The 20,330-nt window shown below is 61.3% G+C and carries 16 protein-coding genes; 11 read left to right on the plus strand and 5 right to left on the minus strand.

The window, feature by feature from the left end:
* Positions 1-61 precede the first annotated feature (61 nt).
* Positions 62-2,668 carry a DNA mismatch repair protein MutS gene (mutS, locus tag D1012_RS17435; protein WP_118155519.1) on the minus strand — a complete coding sequence of 869 codons (2,607 nt, stop codon included), beginning with the start codon at positions 2,666-2,668 and terminating at the stop codon, positions 62-64.
* Positions 2,669-2,812: 144 nt separating this feature from the next.
* Here mutS and D1012_RS17440 point away from each other — a divergent pair, with 144 nt between their 5' ends.
* Together D1012_RS17440 and D1012_RS17445 are read left to right on the plus strand one after the other, a co-directional pair.
* Positions 2,813-4,534 carry a glycosyltransferase family 61 protein gene (locus tag D1012_RS17440; RefSeq protein WP_147335729.1) on the plus strand — a complete coding sequence of 574 codons (1,722 nt, stop codon included), beginning with the start codon at positions 2,813-2,815 and terminating at the stop codon, positions 4,532-4,534.
* 75 nt (positions 4,535-4,609) lie between these two features.
* Positions 4,610-6,871: an NADP-dependent malic enzyme gene (locus D1012_RS17445; RefSeq protein ID WP_118155337.1), complete on the plus strand. Its 2,262-nt coding sequence runs from the start codon at positions 4,610-4,612 to the stop codon at positions 6,869-6,871.
* Positions 6,872-6,904: 33 nt separating this feature from the next.
* Here D1012_RS17445 and msrA read toward each other — a convergent pair whose 3' ends face one another.
* Positions 6,905-7,528 (minus strand): peptide-methionine (S)-S-oxide reductase MsrA, encoded by a 624-nt coding sequence (gene msrA, locus D1012_RS17450; protein ID WP_233517172.1) that lies wholly within the window; start codon positions 7,526-7,528, stop codon positions 6,905-6,907.
* 154 nt (positions 7,529-7,682) lie between these two features.
* Here msrA and D1012_RS17455 point away from each other — a divergent pair, with 154 nt between their 5' ends.
* Positions 7,683-8,582 carry a D-amino acid aminotransferase gene (locus D1012_RS17455; RefSeq protein ID WP_118155341.1) on the plus strand — a complete coding sequence of 300 codons (900 nt, stop codon included), beginning with the start codon at positions 7,683-7,685 and terminating at the stop codon, positions 8,580-8,582.
* 78 nt (positions 8,583-8,660) lie between these two features.
* Entirely contained in the window at positions 8,661-9,377 is a 717-nt protein-coding gene (locus D1012_RS17460) for a sulfotransferase-like domain-containing protein (RefSeq protein WP_118155520.1), read from the plus strand.
* A 46-nt stretch (positions 9,378-9,423) separates the two neighbouring features.
* On the opposite strand, the gene D1012_RS17465 is transcribed toward D1012_RS17460, so the two are convergent.
* A complete protein-coding gene (locus tag D1012_RS17465) occupies positions 9,424-10,674 on the minus strand; it encodes an argininosuccinate synthase (RefSeq protein WP_199489548.1) in 1,251 nt (416 codons plus the stop codon).
* Positions 10,675-11,108: 434 nt separating this feature from the next.
* Between D1012_RS17465 and D1012_RS17470 the strand changes: the two genes are divergently transcribed.
* The 7 genes from D1012_RS17470 to mnhG all read left to right on the plus strand — a co-directional run bounded on the left by D1012_RS17470 (position 11,109) and on the right by mnhG (position 18,146).
* Positions 11,109-11,804, plus strand: a complete 696-nt coding sequence (locus tag D1012_RS17470; protein ID WP_158569382.1) for a sulfotransferase family 2 domain-containing protein — start codon at positions 11,109-11,111, stop codon at positions 11,802-11,804.
* Between the two features lie 350 nt (positions 11,805-12,154).
* Positions 12,155-15,043: a monovalent cation/H+ antiporter subunit A gene (locus D1012_RS17475; RefSeq protein WP_118155345.1), complete on the plus strand. Its 2,889-nt coding sequence runs from the start codon at positions 12,155-12,157 to the stop codon at positions 15,041-15,043.
* On the plus strand, positions 15,043-15,387 hold the full coding sequence (locus D1012_RS17480; RefSeq protein ID WP_118155347.1) for a Na+/H+ antiporter subunit C: 345 nt from the start codon (positions 15,043-15,045) through the stop codon (positions 15,385-15,387). Before D1012_RS17475 ends, D1012_RS17480 begins: the two co-directional genes overlap by 1 nt.
* Complete coding sequence (locus D1012_RS17485; protein WP_118155349.1) at positions 15,384-17,015, plus strand: monovalent cation/H+ antiporter subunit D; 1,632 nt, start codon at positions 15,384-15,386, stop codon at positions 17,013-17,015. Before D1012_RS17480 ends, D1012_RS17485 begins: the two co-directional genes overlap by 4 nt.
* Complete coding sequence (locus tag D1012_RS17490; RefSeq protein WP_118155351.1) at positions 17,012-17,500, plus strand: Na+/H+ antiporter subunit E; 489 nt, start codon at positions 17,012-17,014, stop codon at positions 17,498-17,500. The genes D1012_RS17485 and D1012_RS17490 overlap by 4 nt, the downstream gene beginning before the upstream one ends.
* Positions 17,497-17,775, plus strand: a complete 279-nt coding sequence (locus tag D1012_RS17495) for a K+/H+ antiporter subunit F (RefSeq protein ID WP_118155353.1) — start codon at positions 17,497-17,499, stop codon at positions 17,773-17,775. Before D1012_RS17490 ends, D1012_RS17495 begins: the two co-directional genes overlap by 4 nt.
* Entirely contained in the window at positions 17,772-18,146 is a 375-nt protein-coding gene (gene mnhG, locus D1012_RS17500; RefSeq protein WP_118155355.1) for a monovalent cation/H(+) antiporter subunit G, read from the plus strand. Before D1012_RS17495 ends, mnhG begins: the two co-directional genes overlap by 4 nt.
* Positions 18,147-18,208: 62 nt before the next feature.
* Here the strand turns inward: mnhG and D1012_RS17505 are convergent, their stop codons facing one another.
* Together D1012_RS17505 and D1012_RS17510 are read right to left on the minus strand one after the other, a co-directional pair.
* Positions 18,209-19,483, minus strand: a complete 1,275-nt coding sequence (locus D1012_RS17505; RefSeq protein WP_233517164.1) for a surface lipoprotein assembly modifier — start codon at positions 19,481-19,483, stop codon at positions 18,209-18,211.
* 58 nt (positions 19,484-19,541) lie between these two features.
* Entirely contained in the window at positions 19,542-20,234 is a 693-nt protein-coding gene (locus D1012_RS17510; protein WP_118155357.1) for a hypothetical protein, read from the minus strand.
* Positions 20,235-20,330 lie beyond the last annotated feature (96 nt).

Raw genomic sequence — 20,330 nt, forward strand, 5'->3', positions numbered from 1 at the left:
GCACCTGTGTACAGGCATCCTGTGGATGGTCCAGCACTTGATCCGTCACGCTTGGCGCGCGCTACAGCAGCTGTTTCAAATCATAGACCAGCCGCAGCGCGTCAATCGGGGTCAGCTCGTCGGGGCGGATGTCCTGCAGCCGCGCCTCCACCGCCGAGGCTTTGGCGGCGGGTCTGGCCGGGGCGGTTTGTGCGGGCGCGGCGCGGAACAGAGGCAGGTCGTCGATCAGTGCCACCTGTTTGCCGCCGTCGCGGTCACCTTTTTCCAGCGCCTCCAGCACGGTCTTGGCGCGGTCCACCACCGATTGCGGCAGCCCGGCAAGGCGCGCGACCTGCACGCCATAGCTGCGGTCGGCAGCGCCTTTGCGCACCTCGTGCAGGAAAATCACGTCGCCTTCCCATTCCTTGACCGCGACAGTGGCATTCTCGACCCCCGCCAACTTGCCCGCAAGCGCGGTCATCTCATGGTAATGCGTGGCAAACAGGGCGCGGCAACGGTTGGTCTCGTGCAGGTGCTCCAGCGTGGCCCAGGCAATCGACAACCCGTCATAAGTCGCGGTGCCCCGCCCGATTTCATCCAGGATGACCAGCGCGCGCGCGTCAGCCTGATTGAGGATGGCGGCGGTTTCGACCATCTCCACCATAAAGGTGGATCGCCCGCGCGCCAGATCATCGGCGGCGCCGACGCGGCTGAACAGTTGGCTGACAAGACCGATATGGGCGGCGCGCGCGGGCACAAAGCTGCCCGCTTGCGCCAGAAGCGCAATCAGCGCGTTCTGGCGAAGGAAGGTCGATTTACCCGCCATGTTCGGGCCGGTCAGCAGCCAGATGGCGGGGGTAGAGGAATCGGTCAGCGCGCAGTCATTTGCTACAAACGGGCCTGAACCCTGTCGTTTCAATGCCCGCTCTACGACCGGATGCCGCCCACCGGTGATGCTAAAGGCGTGACTGTCATCGACGGTGGGTTCGGACCAGTCTTCGGCCATCGCCAGATCAGCGAAAGCACTAGCGAGGTCGATTTCGGCCAGCGCACGCGCGGTCGCCCCGATGGGGCCGGATTGGGCAAGAATGGCCTGTTTCAGGCTGTCATAGTGTCGTTTTTCAATCTCGAGCGCGTGGTTGCCCGCATTCAGAATGCGGGTTTCCAGCGCGTTCAGCGCCAGCGTGGTAAAGCGGACCTGTCCCGCCGTGGTCTGGCGATGGATGAACAGGTCAGGCTTGGCGCGCATCCGGTCTTCGTGTGTGGTGGTTACTTCAATAAAGTAGCCCAACACGTTGTTGTGCTTGATCTTAAGCCCAGATACGCCGGACGCCTCTGCATAATCCGCCTGCATCTTGCCAATGACCGACCGGCCCTCATCCCGCAGGGCGCGGGTCTCATCCAACTCGGTGTCGTAGCCGGTGGCAATAAAGCCGCCGTCGCGGGCCATCAGCGGCGGTTCGGCCACCAAGGCGGCATCGAGCAGATCGACCAGATCCTGATGACCGAGCAGCGCCGTCGCGGCTTCGGTCAGCAGATCCGGCGCGTTTTGCAGCAGATGGTGCATCGCGCTGGCCTGCGCCAGCCCCGCGCGGACTGATGCCAGATCGCGCGGGCCGCCCCGGTCGAGGGCAAGGCGCGACAGGGCGCGGTCAATGTCGGGCACACGGCGCAGATGGCAGCGCAGATCCTCGCGCAATCGACCCTGTTCCAGCAGAAAACGCACCGTTTCGTGCCGCGCGCGGATGGTGGGCAGATCACAGGACGGGGCGGAAATGCGGCGCTCCAGCAGACGCGCGCCTGCCGGTGTCACGGTGTGATCGACAGCGAGCAAAAGCGAACCTTCGCGCCCGCCTGACAGCGCTTGCGTCAGTTCAAGATTGCGGCGGGTGGCGAAATCGATCTGCATCGCGCCGCCTGCTGTTTCGCGGACGGGCGGGCGCAGCAGCGGGAGTTTGCCGCGCTGGGTCAGGTCAAGGTAATCGACCAGTGCGCCCATGGCCGAAACCTCGGCCCGGTCAAAGCTGCCGAACGCATCCAATGACGACACGGCAAACAGCGCACAAAGCCGCTTTTCCGCCGAAACAGAGTCGAAACTGCCGCGTGACAGGGGGGTCAGCGCCGCCCCCATATCCGCTGCAATCGGGGCAAGGTCGCGGTCGTGCTGATCGCTGACCAGCACCTCACGCGGGGCGAGGCGGGCGAGTTCGGGCGACAGTCGCGACAGCGGGCAGGGGATAACCCGCAGCTCACCCGTGGAAATATCGGCCCACGCCAACGCCGCCTGATCGCGCACTTCGGACCACGCACACAGATAATTGTGGCGGCGGGCATCCAGCAGCGCATCTTCGGTCAGCGTGCCGGGGGTGACCAAACGCACCACATCGCGTTTCACCACCGACTTCGACCCGCGCTTTTTCGCCTCGGCCGGGTCTTCGAGCTGTTCGGCGATGGCGACGCGAAAGCCTTTGCGGATCAGCGTCAGCAGATAGCCCTCGGCGGCATGCACCGGCACGCCACACATCGGGATCGACTCACCCTGATGAAAGCCGCGCTTGGTCAGCGCGATGTCGAGCGCCTGGGCTGCCGCGAGGGCGTCGTCGAAAAACATCTCGTAGAAATCGCCCATGCGATAGAACAGCAGGGCCCCGGGATTGGCCTGCCGGATCTCCAGATATTGCGCCATCATCGGCGTCACTTGATCGTCTTGCGACACGCACGGCCCCCCTGCTGCGGGCCTGACCCTACAAAACCGGGACGGTGGGGGAAAGGCCTATCCCGACTGGACCTGCCTCGCGCGCGTGCTAGGGTGCGACTGACGGTGGAGGGCAGGGTGCGCAATCAGGTGGATCACGCGACAGCGCCAGAGGCGCTGTTCCTGGACCCGGCGCGCGATGCCGGCGTGGGCTTTGTCACGGCCCCGGCGTACTGGTGGCGGCTGCGCCCGGCGGCGGTGATCGAGGGCTTTGCCGCCTCGGGCTCGGACGCGATGAGCACGCGGATCGAGGCGCATCTGCGGCAGGTGAAACGCCACCGGACCTTTGCGCAGGTGGCCGAATTCAACGTGGTGCCGGTGCTGCTGACCGGGGCGGCGTTCCGCAAGTCGTTCGCGATGGCCGGGGGCAAGTGCCTGCTGAACGGTGCGGCGGGAGCGCGGCTCCTGAACCGCTTTGGCTATGAAGAGCGGGCAGGGGAAGATGCCGAGGCGGTTCTGGCCCGGTATTTTGCCGGGTGCCGGGCGGCCAATGGTGCGGCACGCTTGCCTTTGGTGGCGGTGCCGCAGGGGGTGGATTTTGCGGTCGAGTGCCGCAACACCTTCAACTACTTCCACTTTCTGACCGAAACGCTGCCGCAGCTGACCGTGCTCGACCAGATGGATTTCCGGGGCAGGGTGTTTCTGCATTTCCCCAACCATCCCGACAAGACGCGCGCCTTTGTGCGCGGGTTCGTCGAGGCGGTGTTTCCCGAACTGGCCGCGCGGCTGGTGCTGGAGCGCGCGCCGAAAGACTACGCGTCGGTGCTGTCGGCCTACAGCTTTCAGTGGACCTATTTCCAGATGCCGCCCTCGGTGATTGGCTCGCTGGATGGGCTGGCCCCTTCGGATCTGTCCTGGCACGGGCACGGCGGGTCGCGGACAACGCGGGCGGTGCTGGCGATGAACTCGGTCGAAAGCAGCCTGCTGGCGCTGCGCACGCGGGCGCTGCGGGCGGTGGCGGGGGGTGACTTCAGCCATCTGCCCAAGCGGGTCTATATCGCCCGCGCGCCGGGGCAGGCCCGCGCAAGGGCGATGCAGGGTGAGGCGGCTCTGGTAGAGCTGCTGGAGGCGTTCGGCTTTGTGCGGCTGGCGTTTGAGGATCTGACACCGCTGGAGCAGATCGCGCTGATGGCGCAGGCCGAGGTGGTGGTGTCGGCGCATGGCGCGGGGTTTGCCAACATGCTGTTTGCCAACCCAAAGGCCACGGTGATCGAGATCGGCACGCTGCAGACGGCGCAGATCAGGGGCGGGGATTTCTGGCCGCTCGCCCATGCCTCTGGCTGTCGCTATGTCTCGTTCATCGCCGATCACCACAGCGATGCGCCCGAGGAGCTGCCGGAGTTTGTCACCGAGGGCATCGTACCGGTGCATCTGACCGAGCGGGGATTGGGCCGGATCATGGCTTTCGTCGCCGCGCTCTGTGGTCATGTGCCCCGGTTGAACCGGGCCGAAGACGTGGCGCGACTGGGCGGGCAACTGTTGCGCAGTGGCCATTTGACCCCGGCAGAGGCGGTCCTGGACCGGCACCGCGATCTGGTGTCGGGCAGTGCCGATCTGTGTCTGATGCAGGCCGATCTGCATAAGGCGCGCGAGGAGTGGGGGGCCGAGCTGATCGCGCTATATGCCGCCCGGCAGGCGGACCCGACCCGCTGGCAGACTTTGGCGCAGGTGTTGTGGTGCGCGCGCCGTCTGGGCAAGACCGAAGTGCAGGTCTGGGCGATCCGGCTGTTGCAGGCAGAGTTTCCCGACCGCATTGCGGAATTGGCCAAAGGTCGCGACTGGGTACAGCAGCTGTTGTAGCCGCGTTACGTGCGGATTGTGCGGTGCGCGGCACCTCGTTATGACGGATCAAACCCATCAAGGAACATATGGCCCATGTCCTCGAAAAATCGTGTTACGCCTGAAGAAGCGCTTGCCTATCATCTGGAGCCGCGTCCCGGCAAATATGAGGTGATCGCCTCGACCCCGATGGCGACGCAGCGCGATCTGAGCCTCGCTTATAGCCCCGGTGTGGCTGTGCCGGTGCAGGCGATCGCCGACAATCCGGCGCTGGCCTATGATTATACGGTCAAGGGCAACATGGTGGCGGTTATTTCCAACGGTACCGCCATTCTGGGCATGGGCAACCTTGGCGCGCTGGCGTCAAAGCCCGTGATGGAGGGCAAGGCAGTGCTGTTCAAGCGCTTTGCCGACGTGAATGCCATCGACATCGAGCTGGATACCGAAGACCCGGAGGAGATCATCAAGGCAGTTTCGCTGATGGGGCCGACATTCGGCGGCATCAACCTTGAAGATATCAAGGCGCCCGAGTGTTTCATCATCGAACAGCGGCTGAAAGAGATCATGGACATTCCGGTGTTTCATGACGACCAGCACGGCACTGCGGTGATCTGTGCGGCAGGGCTGATCAATGCGCTGGAAATTTCCGGTAAAAAGATCGGCGATGTGCGGATCGTGCTGAACGGCGCGGGTGCGGCGGGCATCGCCTGTCTGGAGCTGCTCAAGTCGATGGGCGCAAAGCATGACAACTGCATCATGTGCGACACCAAGGGCGTGATCTATCAGGGCCGCACCGAAGGTATGAACCAGTGGAAATCGGCCCATGCCGCCAACACCCCGCTGCGCACGCTGGAAGAGGCGATGCAGGGCGCCGATGTGTTCCTGGGCGTTTCGGCCAAGGGTGCTGTGACGCCGGAAATGGTGTCTGGCATGGCGGAAAACCCGGTTATTTTTGCCATGGCCAACCCTGACCCCGAGATCACGCCGGAAGAGGCGCATGCCGTGCGGCCCGATGCCATCGTGGCCACCGGGCGGTCGGACTACCCCAATCAGGTCAACAACGTCTTGGGCTTCCCCTACCTGTTCCGGGGCGCTTTGGATATTCATGCCCGCGCCATCAATGACGAAATGAAGATCGCCTGCGCCCGGGCGCTGGCCGCACTGGCCCGCGAAGATGTGCCGGATGAGGTGGCGATGGCCTACGGGCGCAAGCTGTCGTTTGGCCGCGATTACATCATCCCCACCCCGTTTGACCCGCGGCTGATCTATGTGATCCCGCCTGCGGTGGCCAAGGCAGGGATGGATACCGGCGTGGCGCGGCGGCCGATCATCGACCTGAAAGCCTATGAACAGAGCCTGAAATCGCGGATGGACCCGACCGCCAGCATCCTGCAGGGCATTCATGCCCGCGCCAAACAGGCGCAAGCCCGGATGATCTTTGCCGAGGGCGATGACCCGCGCGTGCTGCGCGCCGCCGTCGCCTATCAGCGCGCCGGTCTGGGCAAAGCCATCGTCGTCGGGCGTGAAACCGATGTGCGCGACAAGCTGGAGGCCGCAGGCCTTGGCGATGCGGTGCGCGAGCTGGAGGTGGTGAATGCCGCCAACACCCGCCATCTGGAGACCTACAAGGACTTTCTCTACAAACGCCTGCAGCGCAGCGGCCATGACGGTGAGGATATCCACCGCCTTGCCGCCCGTGACCGGCATGTATTTTCAGCCCTGATGCTGCAACATGGCCATGGTGACGGGCTGGTGACCGGGGTGACGCGGAAATCGGCGCATATCCTGTCGCTGATCAACCATGTGTTTGACGCGACCGCCGCCGATGGGGCGGTGGGCGTGACGGCGCTGCTGCACAAGGGCCGCATTCTGCTGATTGCCGATACGCTGGTGCAGGAATGGCCGGAGCCAGAGGATCTGGCGACGATCGCGATCCGCTCGGCAGGCGTGGCGCGGTCACTGGGGCTGGAGCCGCGGGTGGCTTTTGTTTCGTTCTCGACCTTTGGCTATCCGGTCTCGGAACGGGCGACAAAGATGCATGCAGCCCCTCGTGTGCTGGACGGTATGGGCGTCGATTTCGAATACGAAGGTGAAATGACCGTCGATGTCGCCCTGAACATGGAGCAGATGAAGCATTACCCGTTCTGCCGCCTGAGCGGCCCGGCCAATATTCTTGTGGTCCCGGCGCGTCATTCCGCCAGCATCTCGGTCAAGCTGATGCAGGAAATGGCAGGGGCGACGGTGATCGGGCCGATCCTGACCGGCGTGAAAAAGCCGATTCAGATCTGTTCGACCAATTCGACGGTGAACGATATCCTGAACATGGCGGTGATGACCGCCTGCAAGATCGGTCAGTAAAACAACAGGCCCGTCGGATCGGCGGGCCTTTGATCACTTGGCAAAAGCTGCCTGTTTGCCCCAGATCTGCTTGACCCGTGCATCGCGCCCACAGGCCTGACGGTAAAACGTATAGGCGTTTTTCTTCTGCTTCGGCCCGGCGCGGGTCAGGATGATATCAGAGCTTTTGTAGTAATCCTGATGATAGGCCTCGGCCTTCCAGAACGTGCTCGCGGGCAGAACCGGCGTGACGATCTTTTTGCCCAAAGCGCGCCCGGCCTCGGCCACCGCCGCCTCGGCAGCGGCCTTTTGCGCCGGGTTAGAGACGAAAATGGCGGTGCGATAGGCGGGGCCACGGTCACAGAACTGGCCGCCATTGTCGGTCACATCGACCGACCGCAGGAACATCGCGATCAATTGGTCATAACTGATCTTGCTGTTGTCAAAGGTGATCTCGACAGCCTCATAGTGCCCCTCATGGTTCGGATAGGTCGGGTTCTGCATCGTGCCGCCGGTGTAGCCCGACACCACAGACCGCACCCCCGGCACTTTTTCAAAATCCGACTCGACGCACCAGAAACAGCCCCCGGCCACAATCGCCTTTTCCGTCGCGGCATGGGCGGTGCCGGACGCCGCCAGCATCACCATCAGCCCCACGCCCGCCAGAATGGAAATCATCCGTTGCATCGCATTCTCCCTGATTTGTTGCCGACAGGATCACCCTTGCCACGGTTGCGTCTACTCACCCCCGCGTGATCTCACGCACAGGTGATCCTGCCCCTTTCCCTTGCCGCCCGCCCGCCGTAGCCTGAGCGAAAATCCGGAGAATTCGATGACCAATGATGTTTCCACCCATCAGGCCGAAGATGACGCTCGTAACGAAGACATTCTGATCTGGGTCAATGGCGCCCTGAAGCCAAAGGCACAGGCTTTGGTCTCAGTCTACGACTCCGGCTTCATGCTTGGCGATGGCGTGTGGGAGGGGATCAGGCTCTATAATGGCCGTTGGACCTTTCTTGACGAACACATGGACCGGCTGTTCGAGGCGGCAAAGGCGATTGACCTCGATATCGGCATGACCCGCGATCAGATCATCGCCGCCGTGCTGGAAACGCAAAACGCCAACGCGATGACCACCGATGCCCACGCCCGGCTGATGGTGACGCGGGGGGTCAAGACCCGGCCGTTCCAGCACCCGAAACTGTCACAGCGCGGCCCGACGGTGGTGATCATCATGGAGCACTCGCGCCCGAAACTGCCGCGCCCGATCCGGCTGGCGACGGTGCCGCATCTGCGCGGCTTGCCGATGACGCAAGACCCCAAGCTGAACTCGCATTCCAAGCTGAACTGCATCCTCGCCTGCATCGCCGCCGAAAAGGCCGGGGCGGATGAGGCGCTGATGCTGGATGTGCATGGCTTTGTGAACACGACCAACGCCTGCAACTTCTTTATCGTCAAAAAGGGCGCAGTCTGGACCAGCACCGGCTACTATTGCATGAACGGCATTACGCGACAAAAGGTCATCGACCTGTGCCGCGCCAATGACATTCCGGTCTTTGAGCGCAATTTCAGTCTGGTCGATACCTACAGCGCCGATGAGGCGTTTCTGACCGGCACCTTCGGCGCGCAGACCCCGGTCGGCGTGATTGATGGCCGCCAGATCGGCACCGGCCAGCTCGGACCGGTCACGGAGCGCATCCGGGCACTCTACAAAACGCTCGTGGGCGGCTGATTTCATCTGTTCACAAATATCCCACGGGGGTTTGGGGGTGTGAAACCCCCAATCCGCCGGTTCAAAAAGGAACCAGCCATGAAAATCGCGATGTGGTCCGGGCCGCGCAATTTATCGACCGCCCTGATGTATGCTTTCGCCGCGCGGGGCGATTGCGCGGTCTGGGATGAGCCGTTTTATGCGGCCTACCTGCGCGAGACCGGGATCGCGCATCCGATGCACGATCAGATCATCGCGGCGCATGAGGACGATCCGGAACGGGTCGCGGCGGGCTGCGTGGGCGAGATTCCGCAGGAACAGAGCCTGTTTTACCAAAAGCACATGACCCTGCACATGATCCCGGAGTTTGATCGGGGCTTCATGCGCGATCTGACCAATGTGTTCCTGATCCGGCATCCGGCGCGGGTGGTGGCGTCCTATGCGAAAAAGCGTGAAGGACTGACGCTGGCGGATATCGGTTTCGTTCAGCAGGCCGAGCTGTTCGATCAGGTCGCGGGCTGGATGGGTGAGGCGCCGCTGGTGATCGACAGCGCCGATATCCGCGCCGATCCGCGCGCGGCCCTGACGCAGCTGTGTGAGGCGTTGGGGATTCTGTTCACCGAAAACATGCTCCACTGGCCCGCCGGGCCAAAACCGTTTGATGGCGTCTGGGCCCCACACTGGTACGGCACCGTGCATCGCTCCACCGGCTTTGAAGAGCCGGAGGGGGCCTTGCCACAGCTGTCCGCCGATTATCAGGCGATTGTCGATCAGGCGTTGCCGTATTACGAAAAACTGGCGGCGTTTCGGATGTGAAAAAGGGCCGGAAGTCCGGCCCTTTTTGCAGGCATAGAGCCTGTTTTCAGCCCTTGTCCGCCACCCGTGCATTCCGGTTGGCGATCAGTTTCAGGCGCAGCGCGTTGAGGCGGATGAAGCCTGCGGCGTCTTTCTGGTCATAGGCACCGGCGTCGTCTTCGAAGGTCACGTGCGCTTCGGAATAGAGCGAATGATCCGACCAGCGGCCAACGCAGGTGGCGGCACCTTTATAGAGCTTCAGGCGGACAGTGCCGGTGACGTGCTCCTGGCTCTTGTCGATCAGGGCTTGCAGCATTTCCCGCTCGGGCGAGAACCAGAAGCCGTTGTAGATCAGCTCCGCATAGCGCGGCATGATCGAGTCTTTCAGGTGGCCCGCGCCTGCATCCAGGGTGATCTGCTCGATCCCCCGATGTGCCTCCAGCAATACGGTGCCGCCGGGGGTCTCATAGATGCCGCGCGACTTCATGCCAACGAACCGGTTTTCCACGAAGTCGAGCCGACCGATGCCATGCTTGCCGCCCAGCTCGTTGAGGCGGGTCAAGATGGTGGCGGGTGACAGCGCCTCGCCATTGATCGCGGTGGCATCACCACGCTCGAAGCTGACTTCGATGTATTCCGGGGTATCCGGGGCAGCCTCGGGAGACACCGTACGCTGATAAACATACTCCGGGGCCTGCTCGGCCGGGTTTTCCAGCGCCTTGCCCTCGGATGAGGTGTGCAGCAGGTTGGCATCGACCGAGAAGGGCGCTTCGCCGCGCTTGTCCTTGGCAATCGGGATCTGGTTCGCCTCGGCAAACTCGATCAGCTTGGTGCGGCTGGTCAGATCCCATTCGCGCCACGGCGCGATCACCCGGATCGACGGGTCAAGCGCATAGGCCGACAGCTCGAAGCGAACCTGATCATTGCCTTTGCCGGTCGCGCCATGTGCGACGGCATCGGCCCCATGTTTATGGGCCAGATCAACCAGATGCTTGGAGATCAGCGGGCGCGCAATAGAGGTGCCCAGCAGATACAGCCCCTCATATAGCGCATTGGCGCGGAACATCGGGAACACGTAATCGCGCACGAATTCTTCACGCACGTCAACGATGTGGATGTTCTCGGGTTTGATGCCCAGCAGCTCGGCCTTGGCGCGGGCAGGCTCCAGCTCTTCGCCCTGACCCAGATCGGCGGTGAAGGTGATGACCTCACAGCCATATTCGGTCTGCAGCCATTTCAGGATGATCGAGGTGTCCAGACCGCCGGAATAGGCGAGGACGACTTTCTTGGGCTTTGCGATGGGCTTGGTGGTCGACATGGATGCGCTCCCTTTGGGATTTGCGCGGGCATAAGGCGAAATGAAGGAAAGGGCAAGAAACATGACGGAGTTTGGCTTACGAGAGCGCGTGTTGCCTGTGCAACTTTTCGGCGACAAATCCGCGCCTGCCATCCTTGCTCCATGTCTCGCGTTGCTAAGCCAGGCGCCCATCTGCGCACCAGTCGCGGGCAGCGGGACTATGGCATATACCGCCGCCTGCCGTCTGGCCAAATGCTGGTGAGTAGGCACCAGAAAATCAACCAACCCATATTGCCTGAATACTGGTGTTTCTGCCGTTTGGTGGCTTTCCCCATCATGACACAATCAGAACTGTACTGCAGTTTCCTTCGGCCCATATTTCTCTAGACATCCATATGATGCACTTTAACACTCATCCTGCCCGCAGAGGGTGCCGGTACGGAGTCGAGAGAGATATGATAAGCCATTCGCGTAAGTTCATTTTCATACACATCCCCAAAACCGCTGGAACCAGCATAGAGAAATGTCTCACGGATGTTTGCGTTCCCGTCCTTGCTGGGGCGAACAATACTGAAAGCATTTATTTCAAACACACCGACATAATGGGCTTCAAGCGGATGTTAGGAGACTATTTTCTCGATCACCTTTCATTTACTTCCGTACGAAACCCATGGGATTGGTTGATATCGCTCTATGAATTCAACAGGGGGATGCAAAGGGTCTATCTCAAGAATACAGGTCATGTTGCGGTTGGCGCTGAAATTCCGGACGAGCTAAAAGACACCCCCTTTGATGAATGGCTGATCTGGTGGACCGAAACTTTCCGAGCCACCCAGTCAAAGCTGATCTGCGATCCTGATGGTCAGCTGTTGGTGCAGCGCATCCTGGCATATGAGTCGATTCGAGATGATTTCTCGTCGCTTATCAGTCAATTAAATCTGCCTCAGCGCAATTTGCCCTGGTTTCATAAGCGCGATAAAAAAGGGCCGAGGGGGCATTATTTTTCACCCCGTTTGCGCGGTTTTGTCGAGAAGAACTTCTCAGAAGACATCGAGCGGTTCGGCTATGCCTTTGACGATCCCCCCAACCATGTGCCAGAAACGTTGCGCAGGCTTGACGCCAGCTGGAGATCCCGTGCCAAGCAAGGTTGATGCCGCTCAGCACGTTGCCCATGCTGCCCCCCTCTTCGCCTCAATGGCAGCCAGCGGATGATAGTATCTGTTTTCGTGACGGGTGACGAAATATGGCTGTGCCGGATAATGACAGGCCATGACGGGGGCCATAGCCGCAGCCGGATTCAAGAGAGTTGCGCAGGTTCCGCGCCTGCCGTCTAAAGATGGCAATACCAGACTTGAAACGTCGTCCATAGCGACTTAATCGGGGTCAGCGTCCTTCCATCAATCCGGGCATGGGCACGAACCGCTGCAAGCGGTCGTGTCCTGACTTTGCCTCTTGGGAAGACCTTTGCCGGAACCTGTGATGAAAGGATGTTCTCGGGGGCATGATCGAAGAGAACCTGCTGCTTATATTGGTCGGATTGCCTTTTGCTGCGGCGGTTGCCGCCAGCACCGTCCGGGCGACGGCACATGGTGCGGCGGCATGGGTTTCTGGTATACTCCTGACGACAGGGCTGGCGATCCTCGCTCTGCTGCGCGCGCCGATCAGCGATGGTCAGGTTATTCGCGGAACTTTGCGTTGGGTGCCGTCGCTGGGGTTGAACCTTACCTTCCGGATGGATGGCTTTGTCTGGATGTTCGTGACGCTGGTGTTTGCGATCGGCATTCTGGTGCTGATCTACGCGCGGTACTATCTGTCCAAGGCTGATCCGGTTCCGCGTTTTTACGCTTTTCTGTTGGCTTTTACCGGCGCGATGACCGGCGTGCTGACGTCGGGCAACATCCTGATGCTGGTGGTGTTCTGGGAGCTGACTTCGATCCTGTCGTTCCTGTTGATCGGCTACTGGCATCAGGGACAGGCTGCACGCGACGGTGCGCGGATGTCACTGATCGTGACGGGGCTGGGCGGGTTGTGTCTGCTGGTCGCCATGCTGCTGATGGGCCAGATCGTCGGCAGCTATGACCTCGACCGTGTGTTGGCGGCGGGCGATCTTGTGCGTGTCGATCCGCTGTATCCGCTGGTTCTGGGCCTGTTCCTGCTGGGCTGTTTCACCAAATCGGCGCAAATGCCGTTTCATTTCTGGCTGCCGGGTGCGATGGCTGCGCCGACACCCGTATCGGCCTTTCTGCACTCGGCAACGATGGTAAAGGCCGGAGTGTTCCTGCTGGTGCGCTTTTCTCCGGTTCTGGGGCAGACCGAGCTTTGGTTTTTTGCCGTCACGGGCACAGGCATGCTGACGCTGGTGCTGGGGTCGGTAATTGCGCTGTTCCGTCATGATCTGAAGGGGCTGCTGGCTTATTCCACGATCAGCCATCTGGGCTTGATCACTGCGCTGGCCGGGATCGGGTCTAACGGCGCGATATTGGCTGCGATGTTTCATATTGTGAACCATGCGGTGTTCAAGGCCAGTCTTTTCATGGCGGCAGGTATCATTGACCATGAGACCGGCACGCGCGACATGCGCCGGCTGAGCGGGCTGATCCGGTTTATGCCGGTAACGGGTGCGCTTGCCATCGTCGCTTCGGCGGCTATGGCAGGGGTGCCACTGTTGAACGGCTTCATCTCGAAGGAGATGTTCTTTGCCGAAACGGCCGATTGGCACAACGGAACCTGGCTTGATAATTCGCTGCCATATCTGGCGACCATCGCTGGCATCTTTGCCGTTGCCTATTCGCTGCGCTTTATCGCCACCGTGTTTTTTGGGCCCGAGGCGACAGACCTGCCCAAGGTGCCGCACGAGCCACCTTCGTTGATGCGCCGTCCGGTAGAGCTTTTGGTGCTGGTTTGTCTGATTGTCGGCGTTCTGCCGGGGCTGACGCTGGGACCAACGCTGAATCTTGCCGCCCGATCGGTGCTGGGTGCTGATCTGCCCTATAAGGACATTGCCATCTGGCATGGCCTTAACCTGCCTCTGGCGATGAGCCTTGTTGCCCTTGGCGCAGGCGTTGCCCTCTATGCCCTTCTGGGACGACGCATTGCCGACGGGCCAGAAGGTCCGCCGCTGCTGCACCGGCTCCGGGCGCAGCGCGTGTTTGAAAAGCTTCTGCTGCTGCTGACATGGAAGCTGCCGCGCATCGTTCACCGGACTATCGGGACCGAGCGGCTTCAGCCGCAGCTGCGTTTGATCGTGCTGTTGAGCATTGCGGCTGGCCTGGCGACACTCTGGGGCAGTCTGCGGCTGGCCCCTGTGCCACTCGCCACCGATCTGAACCCTGCCTTTGCCCTGATGTGGGCGGTTGGGGCGGCCTGTGCTGTAGGTGCGGCGTGGCTGGCCAAGTATCATCGCTTTGCTTCGGTTGTGCTTCTGGGCGGGGCAGGGGCAGTCACCTGTCTGACCTTTGCCTGGGCATCGGCGCCGGATCTGGCCGTGACACAGCTTCTGGTCGAGATCGTAACCACCGTTCTTTTGCTTTTGGGACTGCGCTGGCTGCCCAAACGGCGCGAGGAAATCGCCGAGGACAAGCTTTTGCCTGCCCGTATGCGGCGGATACGGGATGTCGTGATTGCCGTTGCAGCTGGGTCCGGTCTTGCCGGAATTGCCTATGTGATGATGACCTGGCCACTTATCCCGAACGTCGGTGACTGGTTCCTGCGCAACGCCTATAGCGAGGGCGGCGGGACCAATGTTGTCAACGTGATCTTGGTCGATTTCCGCGCCTTTGATACGTTTGGCGAGATTACCGTGCTGGCGATTGTAGGGGTGACCGTTTTTGCGCTTCTGCGCAGATTCCGCCCCATGCCCGAAAGCATCATGCTGGATGAAGAACAGACCGGACTGGATGACCGCACTCTGGCCGATGCGCTGTTGGTGCCTTCGCTGCTGATGCGCTGGATGTTCCCGGTCATGATCATGCTGGCCGCCTATCTGTTCTTTCGCGGGCATGATCTGCCGGGCGGAGGGTTTGCCGCGGGGGTGACGGTGTCTATCGCCTTCCTTCTGCAATATCTGGCGCATGATGTGCGCTGGATCGAGGCGCGGCTGACCGTGCTGCCGATCCGCTGGATGGGCGTCGGGCTGCTGGTCGCCGGAGCGACCGGGCTGGGTGCGTTCCTGTTCGGCTATCCTTTCCTGACGATGCACGCCCGATATGTGGATATTCCGTTGATCGGTCAGGTTCCTGCCGCCACGGCGCTGATCTTTGATGCCGGTGTGTTCTCTCTGGTCGTCGGCGCTACAGTTCTGATGCTGATTGCCATCGCGCACCAGTCGCTGCGCACCACGCGAATGCGCGAACGCGACAGTGGCACAGCACCCGGAAAGGAGGCTGCGTGATGGAGATCGTCCTGTCGGCTGCCATCGGCACTCTTGCCGCTTCGGGCATCTGGCTTTTGCTGCGACCGCGGACCTTTCAGGTCATCGTGGGCCTGTGCCTGCTGTCCTATGCCGTCAATCTGTTCATCTTTGTGATGGGCCGGATCACACTGGGCGCGCCGCCGATCATGCCGCGCGGCGGGTTCATCAACCCGGCGGCCTATGCTGACCCGTTGCCGCAGGCGCTGGTGCTGACGGCCATTGTCATCAGCTTTGCCACCACGGCGCTGTTTCTGGTGGTGCTGATCGCCTCGCGCGGTCTGACCGGCACCGATCATGTCGACGGGCAGGAGCGTGAACCATGACGCCGGGCCCCGAACACCTGATCATTGCACCGATCCTGATCCCGTTCTTTGCGGGCGCGCTGATGCTGGTCTATGACGAGCGGCAGCGACGCGCAAAGCTGACCATCAGCCTTGTTGCAGTCGCGGCCACACTACTGGCCGCGATCGAACTGCTGGTCCGCTCAAAAGGCAGCGCGCTGACCGGGAACAACGATATCGGCTTTTATCTTCTGGGTGACTGGGCCGCGCCTTATGGGATCGTTCTGGTTGCTGACCGGCTTTCGGCGATGATGCTGGTGGTGACCGGGCTGCTGGCCTTGCCTGCCCTGCTTTATGCTGCGGCAGGATGGCACCGGCAGGGGCAGCATTTCCACAGCATGTTCCAGTTTTTGCTGATGGGCGTGAATGGCGCGTTTCTGACGGGCGATCTGTTCAACCTGTTCGTTTTCTTCGAGGTGCTTCTGGCGGCGTCCTATGGCCTGTTGCTGCACGGTGGCGGGCAGCTTCGTGTCCGTGGCGGGTTGCATTACATTGCCATCAACCTGACCGGTTCGCTTTTATTCCTGATCGGGGTCAGCCTTGTCTATGGCGCGACCGGGACGCTGAACATGGCGCATCTGTCGAACCTTGTCCCTGTTCTGCCCGAGGCGCAGCGGCCGTTGTTCCATGCCGGGGCTGCTGTCATGGGGCTTGCTTTCCTGATCAAGGCCGGCATCTGGCCAATGTCGTTCTGGCTTCCGACTGCCTACATGGCCGGGGCCGCACCAGTGGCGGCGATGTTTGCGATCATGACCAAGGTTGGTGTCTATATAATCCTGCGGTTGTCGTTTCTGGTGTTCGGCGCTGGTGCGGGCGCATCGGCCGGCTTTGGTGCGCCGGTGGTGATCGCGGGCGGTATGGCGACCGTTGCCTTTGGGCTTCTGGGCGTGCTGGCCTCGCAAGGTCTGGGCCGGATGGCGGCGCATCTGGTGTTGGTGTCGTCTGGCACCGTGCTGGCCGCTGGGGGCTTTGTGCTGGCCGGAGATAACCCGCAGATCATGGCCGCCGCGCTGTTCTACCTTGTCTCCTCGACCCTTGCGATCAGCGCGTTGTTCCTGCTGATTGAACCGATGAGCCGTGAAGAGGGCGGGATTGCCGTCCTTCTGGCGCTGACGGCAGATGCCTACGGTCTTGATGAACGCGAAGAGGACCGTCAGCCCGAGGTGGGCCTTGCCATTCCGGGTACGCTCGCCGTGCTTGGTCTGTCGTTCGGGGCCTGTGTGCTGGCGCTGGCCGGTCTGCCACCGCTGTCAGGGTTCATTGGCAAGATCGGTATTCTGCAGGGCTTGTTGGCCGAGGGCGCGGCCACGTCTGCCCTGTCCTGGAGCTTTGTTGCGCTGCTGATCCTGTCGGGCTTTGCCACGCTGGTTGGGCTGGTGCGCGTCGGCATTCAGACCTTCTGGGCCAGCGAGGGCGACTCTCCCCGCGTTCTGGCGCTGGAGATCGCACCGGTCGTCGCGCTGATCGGAATGCTGGTGATTCTGACGATCAAGGCCGATGTCACCTTTGGCTACATGCGGGATACATCCGAAGCGATGTTGCAGCCGTCGATCTATGCCCAGGGCGTGCTCGGCGCGCCCCGTGCCGCAGAGGGGCAGGCTGGCCAATGACACGCATACTTCCCCACCCCCTGCTTTCGGTGGCGCTGGTCCTGATGTGGCTCATGCTGACACGGTTCTCGCTTGGTCATCTGGTGCTTGGGTCGGTTATCTCAATCCTCGCCGGGCTGGCTCTGGCGCGGATTGAGCCTAAGGCACCGCGCATCCGGTCCTGGGCGCCGTTGCTCCGGTTGGTTGCGATTGTGTCGGTAGATATCGTGCGGTCAAACTGGGCGGTGGCGTGGCTGATGCTGACCAATGGCCGCCACGGCGGGCGCACCTCGGCCTTTGTTATCATCCCCTTGCGCCTGCATGATCCTGTGGCGCTTGCCTTGCTGGCGATCATCCTGACGGCTACGCCCGGTACTGCGTGGCTTGAATATGATCGCGAGGCCGGAACCCTTTTGCTCCACGTCTTCGACATGATCGACGAAGAGGACTGGCGCGTCCTGATCCGGGATCGTTACGAGGCCCTGTTGCTGGAGGCTTTCGCATGAATACTGTTCTTTGGCTGGCGCTGACCTGGGCGCAGATTGCCCTGGCCGTTGCAGCCTGTCTGAGCGCTTACCGTATTGCCGTTGGTCCGCGGGCACAGGACCGGGTTCTGGGCCTTGATGCGCTTTATGTCGCGACGATGCTGCTCTTTATCGTCACCGGCATGCGCCTGGACACGCCGTTTCTGTTCGAGGCAGCGCTGGTGATCGCCATCGGTGGCTTTGTCGGCACTGTGTCGCTGGCCAAATTCCTGTTGCGTGGTGAGGTGATTGAATGACCGCACTCGATAGCCTGCCACCGTGGCTTATGGCTTTGGTCGCATTCTTTCTTGTACTGGGCAGCACCCTGACGCTTCTGGGTGCCTTTGGTCTGTTTCATCTGAAAAGCTTTTACGACCGCATTCATGCACCGACATTGGGCACAAGTTGGGGGACTGCGGGCATTTTGCTTGCCTCGCTTTTGACCTGGTCCTGGGTGCAGGACAGGGTGTTTGTGCATGAGCTGGTCATCGGCCTTTGCGTCATGCTGACCACACCTGTCACGCTGATGTTCCTTGGTCGCGCTGCCTTGCATCGGGACCGCGCAGACGGTCGCGGTACGGTTCCGGCTTCGAACGCGAAAAAGCAGGCCGCCGACAGTACCGACTAACTTGGGCGTTGTTCGGATGAGACCCTATGTGTGTGTCTCGCAGCTTCCGCAGCAAGATGCGCTCAGAATGAGCGGGTCAGTCCGATGGATGCGGTCAGGTTCTGATAGCTGTTGATAACGATTGAAGATCGCCGTCGTTCAATCCCGATCTTGAAGACAGGCGAAAATCCACGATGGGACCAGTTCTGATTGTTGATCTGCACCATTGCCGCCGACTTGCGGTCCACACGGCGCACCCCGAACAGGGGATGAACCCCGGCAAAACTGTCGTGATCGTAGCTTAACATCAGACCCGCCCGCACTCCGCCCGAAAAGCTGTATTGCCCGCCAAGACTCAAGCCATAGGCCTGACCGACGGCAAGCTGGTTTGTGCTATGTCGCCGCTCGGCGCGGGCGGCGGCCAGAAGTTGCAGCTGCGGTGTTGCGGTGTGGCTGACCTGAAAGCTGATTGCGGTTCTGTTCACATCGTAGGTTGGCTGAACATAGCTCAGCCGTTCGTGAACAAACGAGGTTGTCAAATTGGTTTTGCCGCCAACCAGCCGTGAATGGCGTAGATCCACGCCCTGACTGCGGGAATAGATCGACTTGTCCAGCCAGCGGTGAGAGGTAAACACTTCTGCCGAAAACTGTCGTCCACGATCAGCGAAGTGCAAAAGGCCAGCCGAAATGCGAAAGGTCACATCCTCGGGCGCGCGGCCATCAAATGTACGCCCCAGCACGTCAAAGGCCAGACGTGCGCGCAGATTTTCAGACAGCTTTGGCAAAGCGGCAAGGCCAAAGCCCAGCTCAACCCCTACGGCAGATTGCGCCTGTGCGCCGGGCTGCAAGCGAAAGGTCAGGCCCCCCAGAGAGACCGTCTCTGCTGCCGTACGGCGCGCGGCGTTGCTTTCCGGCACGAGCGCAAAGCGAAGGTATCCCTGCCAGTCTTTGCTGTTGTCGATCTTGTCAATTTCAGCCTGAACACGCGCCTCAAGGGCCGGCTGCAACCCGGCCCCTCTGGCAAGCGTGAAATGATGACGGGCGCGATCTGACTGCCCGGCGCGAAGCAGCGCGAGCGCAAGCTCCAGCCGGAAATCTGCTTGTGCCGGCGCCAAGGCAACCAGTCTGTCCAGCGGCGCGATGGCTGCACGGGGACGGTTCAGGCGGTTGTAGGCAACACCCAGAACCCAGAGGTGACGGATTGACCCGGCCCGATCTGTTGGCTGGTAACCCTCGGCCAGCTCCAGCGCCTTTTCGGTCTGGCCAGACTGCATCGCCCGCTCGGCCGTATCAAGCGGCGAAGTCAGTGCAACGAATGGTAAAAGACAGAAGAAAAGAGCCAGGAGCGACTGTTTCATACACAGGCTTTCGGGAATAAGGGCGGGGCTGACCCGCCCCGCCCTGCAGGTCATTCTATTACTTGTTTAAATAAATGACTCCGCCAATTCCTGCATCGAAGATTGCCGGATTGGTGCTGCCTTCTTCCTTGAAGCCGCCAGAGACGACGCCGACCATGCTTTCGCCGCCAGGGCCGTGGAAGTTGCCGCCCACCAGAACCGTGGCTTCGATTTTGCCCTCCGAACCGGAAAGATCACCGGACATTCCGAACTGGAAAGAGCCGGTGTTGACTTCGGGAACAGTGACGCCTGCCACGACGGAAGATGGAATCGTCGTCCGTGCAATGGTCCCGCCGATGCCCGCATCAACACCCAGCGTTCCGTTCAGCGTTTCGCTGGCACCCGAAACCACGTCTGTCACAACGATATTGCTGGCCGTACCGGAGAACGGATTGGTGGTCTGGCCGTCGGCCCAGTCGACGGTGACCTTGACATCGCCAATCACCTCGACATTCTGGTTGATCTTGCCAATCGAGCCGCTGTTGACCCCGGCTTTGAATTGACCGTTGTACTCCGCCGCCAGACGCGTGGGCATGTCAGAGGTCGGTGCTTTGCTGCTTGCGGCGTCGTGTGCCGCTTCAAATCCCGTGGAGCCACCGCCGCCACCCCCCGTGCCACCTGCGCCAGCACCCCCGCTGTTGCCGAGACACCCAGACAGGGCTGTTACAACACCAAGGCACAATACCGATTTCAAAATGACATTTCTGTTCATTCGTAGCTCCAGATTACTTTCACTTTTACGGCGCTACTGTGTCCGACAGTCCTCAATACGTCTCCCCCCTGTTCAGGGGGGATCGCACACAAAAAT

Origin of the sequence: Pseudotabrizicola alkalilacus, from assembly GCF_003443995.1 — a bacterium.
In the GTDB taxonomy this organism is placed as follows: Bacteria; Pseudomonadota; Alphaproteobacteria; order Rhodobacterales; family Rhodobacteraceae; genus Pseudotabrizicola; species Pseudotabrizicola alkalilacus.

Coding starts and splice junctions, on each gene's coding strand:
- D1012_RS17445 (WP_118155337.1), top strand. CDS start 4,610: ATGTCCTCGAAAAATCGTGTTACGCCTGAAGAAGCGCTTGCCTATCAT.
- D1012_RS17475 (WP_118155345.1), top strand. CDS start 12,155: ATGATCGAAGAGAACCTGCTGCTTATATTGGTCGGATTGCCTTTTGCT.
- msrA (WP_233517172.1), bottom strand. CDS start 7,528: ATGATTTCCATTCTGGCGGGCGTGGGGCTGATGGTGATGCTGGCGGCG.
- D1012_RS17490 (WP_118155351.1), top strand. CDS start 17,012: ATGACACGCATACTTCCCCACCCCCTGCTTTCGGTGGCGCTGGTCCTG.
- D1012_RS17455 (WP_118155341.1), top strand. CDS start 7,683: ATGACCAATGATGTTTCCACCCATCAGGCCGAAGATGACGCTCGTAAC.
- D1012_RS17505 (WP_233517164.1), bottom strand. CDS start 19,483: ATGAAACAGTCGCTCCTGGCTCTTTTCTTCTGTCTTTTACCATTCGTT.
- D1012_RS17460 (WP_118155520.1), top strand. CDS start 8,661: ATGAAAATCGCGATGTGGTCCGGGCCGCGCAATTTATCGACCGCCCTG.
- mnhG (WP_118155355.1), top strand. CDS start 17,772: ATGACCGCACTCGATAGCCTGCCACCGTGGCTTATGGCTTTGGTCGCA.
- mutS (WP_118155519.1), bottom strand. CDS start 2,668: ATGATGGCGCAATATCTGGAGATCCGGCAGGCCAATCCCGGGGCCCTG.
- D1012_RS17470 (WP_158569382.1), top strand. CDS start 11,109: ATGATAAGCCATTCGCGTAAGTTCATTTTCATACACATCCCCAAAACC.
- D1012_RS17495 (WP_118155353.1), top strand. CDS start 17,497: ATGAATACTGTTCTTTGGCTGGCGCTGACCTGGGCGCAGATTGCCCTG.
- D1012_RS17480 (WP_118155347.1), top strand. CDS start 15,043: ATGGAGATCGTCCTGTCGGCTGCCATCGGCACTCTTGCCGCTTCGGGC.
- D1012_RS17465 (WP_199489548.1), bottom strand. CDS start 10,674: ATGTCGACCACCAAGCCCATCGCAAAGCCCAAGAAAGTCGTCCTCGCC.
- D1012_RS17510 (WP_118155357.1), bottom strand. CDS start 20,234: ATGAACAGAAATGTCATTTTGAAATCGGTATTGTGCCTTGGTGTTGTA.
- D1012_RS17485 (WP_118155349.1), top strand. CDS start 15,384: ATGACGCCGGGCCCCGAACACCTGATCATTGCACCGATCCTGATCCCG.